The sequence below is a fragment of the Pandoraea morbifera genome (assembly GCF_902459575.1).
GTDB lineage: Bacteria > Pseudomonadota > Gammaproteobacteria > Burkholderiales > Burkholderiaceae > Pandoraea > Pandoraea morbifera.
On record NZ_CABPSD010000003.1, the window covers coordinates 226,422 to 240,952 of the forward strand.

Here is a 14,531-nt window from a genome sequence, read left to right on the forward strand (position 1 = left end):
TGGCTTCATTAAAACAATCCGCCATCTGCACGACTTCCAAAAAGCGTTCTATCGCGGCGGTTCAATTGCTTTCGATTCCGCGACTTCGTCCTGCGATTCCAAGAGGGGGCCCGGACCGTGCCGCGCGGCCTCACGGACGTCGTCCACGTCGCGATGTCCGTCGGCGCCCTCGTCGTGCGCCTGCGGTGCCCCGAGCGAGGTCCCCGTCGGCTCCGAGTTCACCCACGCTTCCTGCATGCCGGCCCGCTCCACGTCTTCGAGCCAAAGCAGCAGTCGCATGATCGCGTCGACCTCCTCGATCGACACGAACGTGTAACGGTGATGCGTCTGGTACAGGCGGCGTGCGAGCGCCACGTCCTGCACCACCGGAATGCCCTGCGACTCGGCGTAGCGCCGTACCGCGAGTGCGCGCTGGTTCGTCTCCATCACCGAGATGAACGGCAGCGAAATCACGTCGGGACGAAAGTAGATGCCCACGGCGATGTGCGTCGGGTTGGCGACGATGAGACGCGAGTCGCGAACGTCGGAGCGCACGGCCTCCGAGAGCAGCTCGGTATGCAGCGCGCGCCGGCGCTGCTTGATCTCGGGATTGCCGTCCGAGTCCTTGCGCTCGCGCTTGACCTCGTGCAGCTCCATGCGCTGATCGCGCATGAACAGCCAGTACTCGACCATCGCGTCGAGCACCGCGATGGGAACCACACACATCAGCGAGATCCAGACGAGCTTCACGGACAACGCGACCCACGTGGCCCCCACGCCCGCCGCACTCATGTGCAACTGCGCGAACAGCAGCCCCTTGGCGTCTGACCAGAGCGCGATCGCGATGCCGGCGAAACTCAGCAGGTAAAGCACGGCCTTGACGGCGTCCTTCAGGGTTCGCATGCTGAAGATGCGCCTGGCGCCCTGGATTGGATTGACGGCCCCGAAATTGAGCTTGAGCGCTTGTGTCGCCCAGATGAACCCGGTCTGCAGCAGCGTCGGGAGCACGGCGGCGGTGGCGCACACGACCAGCACAGGCAGGATCATCTCGAGTCCGTGGCGAAACAGCCGTACCGAGTAGGCTTGCGCGTCCGCGAACCGGCCGTCGGCGAGGACCTGGCGGTACTCCTGCATCAGCCAGAGCAACGGGTCCGTCGAGAGCGTAAAGAGCAGGCCGACGAAGACGAGGATCACCATCGTCAGTTCCTTGCTCTTGAACGACTGCCCTTTCTTCGCCGCTTCCTGCAGACGTTTCGGTGTTGGCTTCTCGGTCTTCTCGCCCATGCTAGCGCTCCATGCCGGCAGGCTGCGCCGGCGAAGTCGGCGATAGCCATCGCACCACGTCGCCGGGACGCATGACACGCGCGACCAGCGCGTCGGGCAGGGTCGCCGAGAAGTAGATGAGCACGATGGCGAAGGCGATCGCGCTCTTGATCGTGAGCGACAGGGCGAAGGCGTTGACCTGCGGCGCGAAGCGCGAGAGCAGTCCGAGCACCATCTCCGAGAGGAACAACGCCGCGACCACGGGCGCCGAGAGTGCGATGGCATGCCCGACGAGTCCGTCGAGCAGTTCGTACACGCGAGCGGCCGACAACACGCAGCCGCCGAACGGCTCGCACACGCGATAGCTGCGCGCGAGCACCTCGAGCAGCCAGGACATGCCCCCCAGGTGCAGATAGATCACCGCACCGAACCATTGGCAGAATCCGGCGAATTCCGACGTATCGACGCCATTGGCCGGATCGATCACGCTGCTGAGCGTGGCCCCGCGCTGGTTGTCGATATACGCGCCCAGCGCGTGAAACACCCAGAAGGGGAACGCCAGCGCCACCGCGAGCAACAAGCCGATGCCCGCCTCGCGAACCAGCAGTACCCAGACGGGCCCGGTCAATGCGAGAGGCGCACCATAGGGATACGGCCATACGCCCACGGCCATCCACATCGACACCGTAATGCGCACGACGCCCGAGAGCACGTTGCCGTTCAGGATCGGCAGCAGGAATATCGTGGGCGCCACGCGCGCATAGGCGATGGCCGCGGCGAGTATGCCGTCATGATGGGCAAGGGCCAGGCTTGCGTCCATCTCAGGACTTCCCCGTCATGGCCAGTCGCATGACCATGGCGCCGAAACTCACCAACGTCTCGCCGTACCAGTCGGCCAGCACGAACAGACTTACCGACACGGCGAGCAGCTTGAGTCCGAACGGCAAGGTCTGCTCCTGCACCTGGGTGACCGTTTGCAGCAGGCCGACGATCACGCCGACGAGCGTGGCCACCGCCACGGGTGCGGCCGAGAGGATCAGCACGAGGTATAGCGCACGATTGCCCGCAAACACCAGGTTATCCATGTGCGGCGCTCCCTAAGGCAGGTACTGGCGGACCAGCCCCTGCGAGAGCAGCGACCAGCCGTCCATCGCCACGAAAAGAATGAGCTTGATGGGAACCGATATGGTGACCGGGCTCATCATCATCATGCCCAGCGAGAGCAGCACGCTCGACACCACGAGATCGACCACCACGAACGGCAGATAGAGATAGAAGCCGATGGTGAATGCGTTCTTGATTTCCGTGAGCGCGTAGGCAGGCAACAGCGCGAAGATCGACGGCGAAGCGGCGCCGGCGCTGATGTCGCCTGCATCGCGCCCGACTTCCTCGCGCGCAAAGAATTGCGTGAGCTGCGGATCGGCATACTTCACCAGATAGTCGCGGTACGGCGACAGGCCCTCATCGAGAAAGCGGCGCACCGAGTTCGGGTCGCCGAAATTCACCGGGTTGGCCTGATAGGCGTCCATCACGGCGGAGGCCACCGGCAGCATCACGAACAGCGAGATGAGCAGGGCGACGCCGTTGAGCGTCATGTTGCTCGGCACCTGTTGCAGGCCGAGCGCGTTGCGCACCATCACGAAGACAATCGAGAACTTGACGAAGCAAGTGCCCGACGCCACGAGAAACGGCAGCAGCGTGAAAAGGCTCAGTATGCCGATGGACGGCACATCACTCCACATGCGCATTCCCCGCGAACCATTGACCAATTTCCACGCCCAGCCGCCCGTCGAGTTGCACGAGCTCGCCCCTGGCCAGCAGCGTGTCGTTCACGCGCACCTCCACGCGCTGCTCCGCCCCCGGCGGCAATGCGAGCATGCGCGTTCGGCCGACCTGTTGCAGTTCGGCGAACGTCATGCGCTCGCGCTGCAGCACGAACACCAGTTCGACCGGCAAGTGTTCGAGCGGCGTCGGTGCCGGCATCGGTGTCCGCGCGTCGAAACCGCCCAGGTCGTCGCCCGCGTCCGGCGCGGCCTGCTCGTCAAAATCCAGCATCACCCTTCCCTCCTCGTGTACAAAACTGCCGATGGTCAGCCCGCGGCAACTGACTCGCCGCCGCGTGTGGCGGATGAGCAGCACGTCACCGCGCCCGGTCGAGCGCAACATCGCGGCGGAGGTCCGGCTGCGCCCGATCTCCATATCCAGGAAAACACTCACTTCGCCAGCGTCGAGCCACTGCGTCGTTTCGACGGCCGGCACGCGCGTGAGCCACACCGGACACTCCGCCGCGCGCACCTTGAGCAGTCGCCCCTCGGGCAAGGCAGCGCCCTCGATCGGCGAAGCAACGTCGAGCATGTCGTAGCGCAGTTCCGGCATCGGCAGATGCAACGGCCTCGAACTCACCGCAAACAGACGCGCGGCCAGTCGTTCCGAATCCGCACTGCAGGACAGCGACGCCAGCTCATGCGACACGCCTTCGAGCCACATGCCGGGCTCGACCCATCCCTGCCACGTATGCAATGTGTCCTGCACCTGAATCCAGGTGCCCATGCGGGGCAGATGTTCCAGCGTCGCCGCCCACCCACGCGCGCGCCACGCATCGGCGGCGGCCGTCAGGCGCGCCGCGGCTTCGTCGACACGGCGCAGCCTCAGCATGGGCTGTCCTCACCGCCTTCACCGCACTCTCCGCCCTCGCCGCCCTCGCCCTCCGATTGCGGATCGGCGCCGACCGGTTCGATGGCGTGCACCGCGATCCCGCCTGCGGCGACACGAGAACTCGGATCCGACGACGCTCCCGACCACATCGCGGACAAACGGCGCTGCACCGTCGCGTCGGAGGCCCCGAGCACGAAACCCGGTTGCCCGTCGATCTCGGCCGCCCTGATCTGCACGAAATGTCCGTCGCCCCATTGCTGGAACGCATAGCGCATGCCGGTGCCGCGCGCGGCACCGGTGCGAGGCGACATCTCATGCCGAACGTTCGATCCCGTGCGCACGAAGGGACTTCGCAAGGGAGCCGGTGCACGCGGCGGCAACCCCTGCCAGGGCAACACCGGCGCCGGAAACGCGCCGAGGGCGGCCACGCCGGCAGGGCCGGACTCGCCTTTGCGGCGCTCGCCGATGTCGCGCCCGCCACGGCCGGACATCGACACAGGCCCGTCGGCATGACCTGCGATCGCCCCCACGGGCACTGCCGCACCGACCGTCGCGTGATGCCGTCCACTCGCTCCCCCGTCCTGGGCCGCGACCGTCTGCAGGCGCCTAGATTCGCGAGCGTCCGACACATCCGCGCCGCCGTCTTTGCGCGATGCGGCGGCATCGTCCGGCGAGGGCTTTGTCCGGCTGCGGTCCGCGGCATCGCCCGGCGCGTCGATGCGTTCCGTCCGTTCCGCGCGCTCGAGGGGTGGCGCCGCCTCCCCGGCGTCGTGCAACCCTGCCAAGTGAGCGCGCCCGGCGACGTCGGCAGCGAGTGCCGCGCGCCGCGCATCGGCGTCGAGCGACAGATTCGGCTCGTACGCCACGAGCCACGGGAGCCACGTCGGGACACCGCTTGGCTGCGGGTCCGGCTTGCGTTTGGCCGCCTCGCGCTTGCGTAGCGCGTCCTCGAAACGATCGGCCACGGAGCGGTCCCTCCCCGCCCCCTCGACGGATTCCGCCGCCGACGCCGCCCCCGCCGCCCCGACAGGGCCTTTCAGTCCCAAGCTTTCCATGATTGGCGATCCTCCAGTTCTCCGGCTTCGACCCGCTCGGCTCGCTTGCGCGCGTCTCGGCGCATCGATTCCGCCATGCGTGAATACTTCGTTTCCTTGCGCCACCAGCGGCGCCACTCCATCTCCGCGAGTTCGCGATCCGTGGCCAGTTGCTCACGCGACTCGTCGAGCGCGGTCAGCCGCACTTCCAGCTCACGCACCTGCCCCCGCAGCAGCGCCACGGCGCGCATCTCGCCGCGCAGCTCGGTCAACTCGGCCTCGACATGCGAGAGTCGGGACGATTCGATCAGCGCCGCCACGGCGTCGCGCTGCGCGGCAAGTGCGTCGTACCTGGCCGACAGCTTGGCGTCGCGCGCGGCAATGTCTTGCAGATCCCGCTCCTGCAACTGCTTCATCTGCAAAGCGCCGCGCCCCATGCGCCGCGCGTCAGCCCACGATTTCACGCAGCCGCTCCAGGGTGTCGTCGATCGGTGTCCACTGCCCGTTGCTCTGCCGCAGAAAGGCTTCGATCTGCGGCTTTGCGTCCATCGCCCGATCGTCCTGAACGTTCGCTCCCGGGCGGTACTCGCCCAGGTCGACGAGCGTTTGCAGGGCTTCCAGGCGGGCCAGACAGGTACGCATCGCCCCCGCGAGCCTCAGATGCTCGGGCGACGCCACGCGCGTGGCCACACGGCTCACGCTGCGCAGCACGTCGATGGCCGGGTAGTGATTGCGATTGGCCAGCTGCGCGCTCAGATGGATATGTCCGTCGACGATCGAGCGAATCTCCTCGGCTATCGGATCTGTCGTGTCCTCGTCTTCGACCAGCACCGTGTAGAAGGCCGTGATGCTGCCGCACGTCGCGGCGCCCGCGCGCTCCAGCAACTGCGGCAGGCTCGAGTAGACCGACGCCGGCACGCCGGCGCGCATCGGCATTTCTCCCGTGGCCAGCGCGAGGTCGCGACAGGCGCGCACATAGCGCGTAAGGGAGTCGACGAACAAGGCGACACGGTGCCCCTGATCCCGGAAGAATTCGGCCACGGTCGTGGCCAGCAGCGCCGCATTGCGACGCGTGACCGCCGGTGCGTCGGACGTGGCGAAAATCACCACGCAACGCTCGGCGCCCGGCGATGTCCGCAATGCGTCGACGATTTCCACCACTTCGCGGCCGCGCTCGCCGATCAGCGCCACCACCGTCGTGTCGACATCCACCCCCGACATCAGTGCATTCATGAACGATGTCTTGCCGCAGCCCGCCGGCGCGAAGATGCCCACGCGCTGGCCAACGCCGCACGGCAGCAACGCGTCGATGGCGCGCAGGCCGGTGCGTAGCGCGACGTCCACCCCCACCCGCGCATCGTAGGACAGCGCCGGGGCCAGCAGAGCGCGCTCGGCGACACCCGCGCGCGGCGCTTCGCACCCGCGACCGATGCGTCGTTCGGTAAGATCGGCGCCGTCGATCCGGTCGACGATACGGCCCCCGGCATCGAGCACGGCGCCGCGCCAGGCCTCATGCGGGCAGCACGTGGCCTGGCGTCCGGTCGGCACCAGCGCGGAGTCGCACGACAGCCCCTGCGTGGCCGCGAACAGGCTGAGGATGGCGCGATCGTCGTGCACGGCGATGACCTGCGCCTGCCCGACCACCTGCGCCTCGCGCCACGTATGGCGGATCTCGCAGATCTCGCCGATACTCACGCCCGGCAGACGGGCTTCCGCCGTGTGCCCGGCAATCCGCGAGACGAGCGACAGGCGCTTGACGAGCGGGATCCGGGCAGGGCGCGTACCGGCAGGTTTCCCGATGGCGTTCATGGAGACATTCGATCTCACGGTCGTACGCTCATATCGTGCTGATGACGTTAACGGAGACGCCGTCGACCAGTTCGCCGAACGACAGCACTTCCAGATCCCGGAAGCGGGTTTCGGCCAGCTTCTTGACAAAGCGCCGCACGTCGACGGAGGCAAGCAGTACGACCTCCTTGTGCGCGCGCCCGGAAGCATCGAGTGCGAGCGCCACGCGGTCGAGCAGCGCTTCCGCATCCTTCGGATCCATGTTCACGAACGCGCCACCCGCGGTCTGGCGAATCGATCGGCGCACGCTCTCCTCGACGTCCGCCGAGAGCATCACCACGCGCAGTTCCCCGTTGCGCAGAAACTTGTTGCAGATGTAACGCCCGAGCGCGCCACGCACGTGCTCGACGAGATTGAGCACATCCTTTTCCCGCGGCGCCCACATCGCCAGCACCTCCATCACAAGTTTCATGTTGCGCACCGAGATGCGCTCCATCACGAGTCGCTGCAGGATTTCCGACACGCGTTGCAAAGCCACATGACGCAGCACTTCCTTGACCAGATCGGGGTAGTGGCCCTCGACCAGGTCGAGCAGTTTCTTCGTTTCCTGAATGCCGAAGAATTCGTTGACGTGGCGCGTGAACAGCACGGCCAGACATTGGTAGAGCTCGTCCGCCGGCGTGTGCACGACGTGGTGCATGGCCCGCAGCGTTTCCCCCTGTTCGGGCGTGACCCAGGCGCAGCGTCCACGCTCCGCGCCGGAGAAAAGCGGGTCGAGATCCAGGGCAGCGATCTCGCCGGTGAAGGCGTCGACGCGCACCCGGTCGTAGAACACGACGAACTCGTCGGCACGCACCTCGTTGATATAGACCGACGCGCGCGTGCCTTCGAGCGCAGCCGACCCCTGCAACAGAATCTCCGGCAGGTGCACGCCGAAATCGTTGAAGAACTGGCTGCGCACACGCTGCGGGAATGCCGCGCTCTCGAAGGCACTCAGTTGCGCCTCGGGCAGCACCACTGCCAGTGGCGCCGTCGAAGGCGCCACGCTGTCGAGATCGTCGATGGACATGAGCGCGCTGTGCGCTTGGGTCCCCGGCGCCGCGCCCCGGCTGGCGTCCGCCCGCCCGGCTGTCGTGCCGGAACTGTCGGCCGCCCTGGCGCGCTTGCCCTTGGCGAGCGCCTCCGGCTTCGCGAAGTAGCACGCCAGCGCCAGCAGGCCGGCGAGCAGCGCGAACGTCGTCAGCGGAAACCCCGGCAGAGTGCCGATGATCAGCGTGAGCAGCGCGGTCGCGCCGAGCACGAAGCGGTTGCCCATCAACTGGCTGATGATGGTACGGCCCATGTTGTTGGCCTCGCCGTTCACGCGTGTGACGACGAAGCCCGCCGCCACCGAGATCAGCAGCGCGGGAATTTGTGCCACCAGTCCGTCGCCGATGGTCAGCGACGTATAAGTGGCGAGCGCGCCGCTCAGCTCCATGCCGCGTTGCGTCATGCCAACGATGATGCCGCCGACCAGATTGACGAAGATGATGACGATGCCCGCAATCGCGTCGCCCTTGACGAACTTCATCGCGCCATCGAACGAACCGTAAAGCTGACTCTCTCGCTCGAGCACGCTGCGGCGCTCACGCGCGCCATCGTTGTCGAGCGTGCCGGCCTTCACGTCGGCGTCGATGCTCATCTGCTTTCCCGGCATGCCGTCGAGCGAGAAGCGCGCCGCGACTTCGGCCACGCGCTCCGAGCCCTTGGCGATCACGATGAACTGCACGATCGTGACGATCGCGAACACCACGAACCCGACCGCCAGGCTGTCGCCGATGACGAACTGGCCGAACGAGTCGATGATCTTGCCGGCATCCGCGTCGATGAGGATCAGCCGCGTGGTGCTGATCGACAGTGCCAGTCGAAACAGCGTGGTGATGAGCAGCATCGACGGAAACGACGAGAAGTTGAGTATCTTCTCGATGTGAAACGCGCCGAGGAATAGCAGGACCGAAAGTGCGATGTTGATCCCGATGAGGAAGTCGACCAGATAAGTCGGCAGCGGAATCACGAGCATCGCGATCACGCATGACATCAGAATCAGGATGACGATCTCGGGACGCCCGCGAATGTCATTGAGCAACGCCGCCGGCATCTCAGGCGCTCCGACGATGACGCGACACCGGATCGAACGCACCGTCGCTGCGCTCGTCACGGTAAGCCGATCCCGCCAACAGGCGCAGGCCGTCGAGCAGCGCATTGCGCGCCTGCGGCGTTTGCAACGGCTCACCCGGCAACTCGCCGCACGCCCGATGGAGCAGGCCGATCAGTCGGCCATGCGCGCCGTTGTCCTGCAACAGTCCGGCCTTGCCGGTCACTGCCCGCATGGATTCGTCGAGCGTCGCCGGATCGGTCAGAACCGCGAGCAAAAAATGCAGCCAGTCTTCCTCGCGCGAGTTGAACGGCGCGGCATGGGGGCTCTGGCTCACCTGCGCGACGAACGTTCGCTCGCAGGACCGCAGACGCCGCAAGATACCCAGGCGCTCGAGCGGCGTCAGAAATTCGGTCGGCGTGCAGCTCGGGTCGGCGGACTGCATGTCGTCGACAAGCGCGCCCTCCACGAACTGGAGGACCGTCGCCCGACGCTCGTGGCCGAAGCCCGCGATCCAGCTCTGGTAGACCTCGATATCGGGCGCGTTACTGCTCAGGAAGTTGCGATAGGTCGCACGCAACATGGCCGGCGTGTATTCGAGCCGCATCTCGACGCTCGTCAGCCGCGCCTTGATGGCGCAGTGAATCCCCGCCTTGCGCTCGCGAACCGCATCGGCCGGGACATCCTGCGCCTGGGCAAGCACCACGTCGAGCGCCGCCTGCCGATTCGCATCGAGCGTGTCGCGTTCGGACGCAAGCACCTGAAGCGCGAGCCAGCGGTCGCTGATGTCGGCAAACGCGTCGTAGAGCAGACGTGTCAGCGCCTCGGGCGACACCCACGTCGTCGCGAGAATCGCGCGAATCTTCTGCGGGGCGTCCTCATCGAGCAGGTACGCGTAGCTGTCGTCGACCGGCTGGCCTTCGTGGCGCCGCAACGAGGAACGCGCGCCGAACTGGGCCCCGGCAGCAGTGCCCTCATCCGCCGAGCAGGCCGCTCGAATGATGTCCGAGACGGGCCCGCCCGCAAGCAGGCGCAACGGCCCGTCGTCATCTTCGGCCGCTTTGGCCGCGCGGAACCTGCCGCCCTGCGATTTGGTCGGCGCTTCGGAAAACGATGGCGAGTGCCGAATGGCATCAAGACTTGTCACGGTCGACTCCCGTGTCGTGAGTGGAGGGATCGTCGCGCGCCACGGGCGGCACGACGGGGGAGACCGGCACGGCGTTCGACGGCGGCTGCGGCGGCAGGAGTCCGGTCGCCTCGCGCACGTCTCGCCCAACGCCGCTCGAGGTGCCGGGCAGTGTCGTCATCGTGTCGGCCACGATGTCGCTTGCGTCGCGCTCCATGGGGCCGGCAATCTCGCGCGGCTGGATCAGGAATACGCGCACATCGTTGTTTCGCGCCTGGCTCGTGTAGCGAAACGCGCGCCCGAGCAACGGAATGTCGCCGAGCAACGGCACCTTCTTCTCGACCGTGTCGCCGCTGTCGCGCGTGTACCCGCCGATGAGCAGACTCTTGCCCTGCGGCACGCGCGCGATGGTGCTGATGCGCGTGCGCGATACGGTCGGCAGCACGGTGTACTTGCTCTCGCCGTCGCCCTCGCGGTGCGGGGTGCTGGTGCCGTCCTCGATATTGAGCGTCATTTCGATCTCGCCCTGACCGGCAAAGCGTGGCCACACGCTGATCATGGTGCCGTAGGTCACGCTGCGCAGATCCGTGGTGCGCTCGCCTTCGAGCGGCACGTAGAAGGTCTGGCTGCCATCGAATACGGCCGGAATGTTTTCCTGCGTGAGGATCACCGGACGCGACACGACGGTTGCCTGTCCGTTCGACGCCATCGCCTGGATTCTGGCGAGAAAACGCATCCCGTCGAGCGTGCTGAGCGGCGTCGTGGCATTGAGCACGAGCCCCATGCCCGAGCCGATGTTCACGCCGCCGGACCAGTCGACGCCCAGCGAATCGAGTGCCTCCTTGCGTACGTCGATGATCCATAGCGAGAGTTCGATATGGCGGCGCGGCCGGTCGAGCCGCGAGACCAACCGCTCGACTCGCTCGACCTGCTCCGCGGTGCCGCGCACGAGCAGACTGTTGCCCGCCGGGTACGCCTTCACGATGAGAGAGCCCGCGGACGGCGCACGTCGCTCGGCGGCGGCGTCGACCGCACCGACCGGCGAGCCGTCGGCATTCGGCGATAGCGGCAGCTGCGGCGGCAATGGGGGTGGCAGCCCCCCGACGCGAGCCTCGCCAGATGCGGACGCCGACGACAGTGGCGGCAATGCCGTTGTCGGCGCCGTGCCCGACACTCCGCCACCGCCCGTCGACGACTTCACCAGTTCGGTGACCACGGAAGCCATCCCGGGAATCACGATCGTTTCGTCGCGAAGCTGGTACGTGCGATCCGACACGAACGCGTTGTCCATGCGCACCACGCCGATCTGGTCCGGGCCGGAGACCGGCCCGTCGCTCACGCGGCGATCGATCGAGCGCGCCGCGGCGATCACGAGATCGACGAAGACGGGCGGACCAGACACGTAGAAGACACGGCTGCGGGCGTCGCCACGAATCGGATAACGACGGTCGTACAGACCGGTCGTGCGCAAATACGAAACGAGATCGGACACGCCCGTGTGAGCCAGCGACACTGTCGCGTTGCGAATTTCCGAGGCGTCGTAGACGTAGATCGATTGACCGTCGTGATACCAGATCAGACCCAGCTTCGTGGCAATCGAATCGAGCTGCGCCCGTGCGTTCGTCATGTCGAAGTCGCCCGAGACCTGCTTCTTCGCCGCGAGCTTGCTCACGATCACGGCGCGGCCCAGGTACGGCGACAGTGCATCGAAGAAGACACGCAGGTTGTCGTTGCGCGCCACGTAACCGCCCCGCGCACGCCCGGTGTCCGGGACGGACGCGGCCGCGCGTGGTGGTGCCGATGCCTCGACACGGGTCGACGGGACGTCGGTCGTCGGCGCCCGGGACGTCTGTGGCATCGGTGGCGACTGTGTCGTCTGTAACGTCTGAGAAGGCTGCGACGGTGGCTGCGGCACCGGTGCCGGCACCGCGGATGCCGCCTCCAGCGAGCCGGCATCCGACAATGCCATGGCCCAGGATGCGACGGCAACGTTCGAGACACCCGCGACCAGAAGCACGCAGGCGAGATGATGCGCTTTCCTCATCGGGCCAACGTTCGCAATGCACCAGCGGCACTGGTCGGCGACATGCCGATCAGCTCCTTGATTTCGGTCGAGAAATGCGACGACGAGGCGTACCCGTTGCGCAAGGCGATTTCCGTGTAACTGTCGTTGCCCTGGGCCACTTCGAGCATCGAGCGCGCCATGCGCCAATCGCGTAATGCGATCTTCGCTGACTCGCCGAGCGCACCCCGGCAAAGGCGCCGGAAGTGCGAATACGACACGCCGTACTTTGTGCACATATGGCGCAGCGTGCCGCCGGTCGGCGCGCGCGAGAGCAAGAACCGGATCAGGTCGTACGACTCGCAGCGGCGCAGCACGTCGAGCATGGTGCTGAAGCCGTCGCCCGGCGATGCGAGCTGACTCAGGAACCAGAGCTCGCACTGACGACGATCGCTCCACAGGCCCGCCACCGGCACCCGGTGCAGCGCCGGTACGGCCGGGCGGCGGTGCGCCTCGTGCGGCCCCGCCGCTCGTGCCTCGTCCATGAAGGCGAGCAGTTTGACGAGCACGTCGAAGTGCATGCGGTGATAGTGCAGCGTGCCGCCTCTGACCAGCAGATGGCCGCGCCCGAACAGCACCAGACCGCGGTAGCCCGGCGAAAGCTCAACGCGGGTGGCGGGTGCTGCACCCACCGGTTGCAGCTCGAGCAACAGGCTGCGCGTCGACGACTGGGGACACACGAACCACACGCCGTCACACGCCAGCGCACAGGGATGATTGGCGCACAACTCCTGCGCCGCTTCCATGATCTTCATACTTCTCATCGCCCACCTCACTTCCCATCGAATCTCGAGGGTTCCTCGGGGTCCCGACGGCGCAACGCGCTCCGTCAGACAGCGCCGATCTCCTCAAAGCGCTCGTTGCCCTCGTCGAACCAGTCCGTCCACATCTTCTGTCGGAACATGTTCAAAAAAAACGCGTTGACGTCGACCTCACCCGGTACGCCTTCTCCCCCGTCGGGCGGCGCGCACGGCGCGGTGTCGGCGTCCGTCGTCGTGCCGTTGCCGTCGACCGGATGCGCGCCTGGCACGTCCGTCGCTGACGCGGTGCCTCCGAGACCGCTCGCTTCGCGAATGCGTTGCGCGAGCGCCAGGCGGGTGTCGTCGTCGGCTGACAGTGGCAAGGCGCCGCCCGCGCCCTCAATCGCGTTCAAATTCATCGGTGTAGCGCTCCAGTGATGTGTCAGGGATGACCGGCAGGGCTGCCGTCGTGCGTGCCGTGTCGGTTGCTTCCGTGTCGCGCGTCAACTCGCTCACGCGCTCGTGCAACGACGCCAGCGCCGGCGCGAGCAGCGCATGCAGGTCGTCGCGCGCCGGGTGCGCATCGAAGGCGAGCGCCACCTCGGCATGCGCCACGAAGTCGTCCGGGTCGTACTCGATGACCGCCCCCGCCCGATGGACGGAGATCCGCTCGCCCGCGGTGCGGTATTCGATCTTGAGTGGCGCCTGGCAGACGGCCTGGACCCGTTCTCGAATGGCTGCCGCGCGAACCTTGAGCCGCAGGGGCAGCACCAGCGTGAGCGGCGCGTCCGGCGCGGCGTCGGCGCCGGCCTCGGGAAGTCCGTCGAGCACCTCGTCGAGCACCGCGAGCATCGTGTCGGCGTGCCGCGACGTGGCCGCCAGCAGTTCACGCACCTGTGCCAGCAGATCGCCGCGCCAGCGACGTTGCGCCTGCTCGGTTCGCAGCAGATGCGCCACCACGTCCCCGAGCGCCGCCGCCACACCGTCGCGATAGCCCAGTCGCATGGCGTCGCGCCGCTGCGTCTCGAGCCCGGCCTGCATTTCGACGACACGACGTCGCGCCCAGTGGCGAATATCGTCGTCGACGCGAGCGAACCGTTCGCCACGCGCCAGTTCTGCGCGTCGGACGACAACGCCGTCAACGACCGCTGTCAGGGGGGGAATGGGGATGATTCTTGGCATATTGCAAAGCCGTCACGAACAGACGCACGTCGAGGCCATCCGGCAAGTCGCCGGCGCACGATTCGATGCGGGGAAACAGCAGCGGCAGGCGCTGGCGAAGCGGCTCCCGCAAGGAGGCCGCCAGCGCCATGAGCCGCACGAAGCCGTCGGCCAGCAGATCGCCGTCCGAGGGCGGTCGCGAGTGGGTCGAAGGCACGGCGTCGAGCACGGGCAATTGCGTGAACGCATAGGCCCAGGCGGGCAGCCTCAACAAGGCCGCACGACGGCACAGGCTCGCCTTGCGCGCCTGGCAGCCCATCAGGTAAGCCACTTGCGGGAGCCGCCGCCAGTTGAGCACCCAGGGCCGCTCGGCCATGCCGACGTGGTCGAACGGCCAGTGCACGTCGAGACGGAAACCGGCGATCAGCATTTCGTTGATGACGGCGCGTTGTCTCGGCGAGATGAACCGCGCCGGATAGACAAAGTGCGCGGCGTGAATGTACGAGGCCGGATCGAACATCATCGTGCGCCAGCTCACCGCGATGGCACTCTGCGACTCGTGCAGTCCGGGGGTCGGTTGAATCGCCAT

At 66.8% G+C, this 14,531-nt stretch carries 15 protein-coding genes; all 15 read right to left on the reverse strand.

Annotation, left to right across the window (positions count from 1 at the left end):
- Positions 1-48: 48 nt before the first annotated feature.
- A complete protein-coding gene (locus PMO31116_RS07145; RefSeq protein ID WP_150566111.1) occupies positions 49-1,263 on the reverse strand; it encodes an EscU/YscU/HrcU family type III secretion system export apparatus switch protein in 1,215 nt (404 codons plus the stop codon).
- 1 nt (position 1,264) lies between these two features.
- Positions 1,265-2,062, reverse strand: coding sequence for a type III secretion system export apparatus subunit SctT (gene sctT / locus PMO31116_RS07150; protein ID WP_150566112.1), 798 nt, complete (start codon positions 2,060-2,062; stop codon positions 1,265-1,267).
- 1 nt (position 2,063) lies between these two features.
- The gene (locus PMO31116_RS07155; protein ID WP_150566113.1) at positions 2,064-2,327 is read right to left on the reverse strand and encodes an EscS/YscS/HrcS family type III secretion system export apparatus protein; all 264 of its coding nucleotides are present in this window, start codon (positions 2,325-2,327) and stop codon (positions 2,064-2,066) included.
- A gap of 12 nt (positions 2,328-2,339) precedes the next feature.
- The gene (locus PMO31116_RS07160; protein ID WP_150566114.1) at positions 2,340-2,984 is read right to left on the reverse strand and encodes an EscR/YscR/HrcR family type III secretion system export apparatus protein; all 645 of its coding nucleotides are present in this window, start codon (positions 2,982-2,984) and stop codon (positions 2,340-2,342) included.
- Positions 2,974-3,897: a YscQ/HrcQ family type III secretion apparatus protein gene (locus tag PMO31116_RS07165; protein ID WP_150566115.1), complete on the reverse strand. Its 924-nt coding sequence runs from the start codon at positions 3,895-3,897 to the stop codon at positions 2,974-2,976. The genes PMO31116_RS07160 and PMO31116_RS07165 overlap by 11 nt, the downstream gene beginning before the upstream one ends.
- Positions 3,891-4,952, reverse strand: a complete 1,062-nt coding sequence (locus tag PMO31116_RS07170; protein WP_150566116.1) for a SpaN/EivJ family type III secretion system needle length determinant — start codon at positions 4,950-4,952, stop codon at positions 3,891-3,893. The genes PMO31116_RS07165 and PMO31116_RS07170 overlap by 7 nt, the downstream gene beginning before the upstream one ends.
- Positions 4,934-5,395: a hypothetical protein gene (locus PMO31116_RS07175; protein ID WP_150566117.1), complete on the reverse strand. Its 462-nt coding sequence runs from the start codon at positions 5,393-5,395 to the stop codon at positions 4,934-4,936. The genes PMO31116_RS07170 and PMO31116_RS07175 overlap by 19 nt, the downstream gene beginning before the upstream one ends.
- A complete protein-coding gene (locus tag PMO31116_RS07180) occupies positions 5,379-6,740 on the reverse strand; it encodes a FliI/YscN family ATPase (RefSeq protein WP_150566118.1) in 1,362 nt (453 codons plus the stop codon). The genes PMO31116_RS07175 and PMO31116_RS07180 overlap by 17 nt, the downstream gene beginning before the upstream one ends.
- A 28-nt stretch (positions 6,741-6,768) precedes the next feature.
- Positions 6,769-8,856 carry an EscV/YscV/HrcV family type III secretion system export apparatus protein gene (locus PMO31116_RS07185; protein ID WP_150566119.1) on the reverse strand — a complete coding sequence of 696 codons (2,088 nt, stop codon included), beginning with the start codon at positions 8,854-8,856 and terminating at the stop codon, positions 6,769-6,771.
- 1 nt (position 8,857) lies between these two features.
- A complete protein-coding gene (gene sctW / locus PMO31116_RS07190) occupies positions 8,858-10,000 on the reverse strand; it encodes a type III secretion system gatekeeper subunit SctW (protein WP_174970941.1) in 1,143 nt (380 codons plus the stop codon).
- A complete protein-coding gene (sctC, locus tag PMO31116_RS07195) occupies positions 9,987-12,023 on the reverse strand; it encodes a type III secretion system outer membrane ring subunit SctC (RefSeq protein ID WP_150566121.1) in 2,037 nt (678 codons plus the stop codon). Before sctC ends, sctW begins: the two co-directional genes overlap by 14 nt.
- A complete protein-coding gene (locus PMO31116_RS07200) occupies positions 12,020-12,796 on the reverse strand; it encodes a helix-turn-helix domain-containing protein (protein ID WP_174970944.1) in 777 nt (258 codons plus the stop codon). The genes sctC and PMO31116_RS07200 overlap by 4 nt, the downstream gene beginning before the upstream one ends.
- 74 nt (positions 12,797-12,870) lie before the next feature.
- Entirely contained in the window at positions 12,871-13,200 is a 330-nt protein-coding gene (locus PMO31116_RS07205) for a hypothetical protein (RefSeq protein WP_150566123.1), read from the reverse strand.
- On the reverse strand, positions 13,181-13,963 hold the full coding sequence (locus PMO31116_RS07210; RefSeq protein ID WP_150566124.1) for a hypothetical protein: 783 nt from the start codon (positions 13,961-13,963) through the stop codon (positions 13,181-13,183). Before PMO31116_RS07210 ends, PMO31116_RS07205 begins: the two co-directional genes overlap by 20 nt.
- Positions 13,920-14,531 carry a type III secretion apparatus protein OrgA/MxiK gene (locus PMO31116_RS07215; protein ID WP_174970947.1) on the reverse strand — a complete coding sequence of 204 codons (612 nt, stop codon included), beginning with the start codon at positions 14,529-14,531 and terminating at the stop codon, positions 13,920-13,922. The genes PMO31116_RS07210 and PMO31116_RS07215 overlap by 44 nt, the downstream gene beginning before the upstream one ends.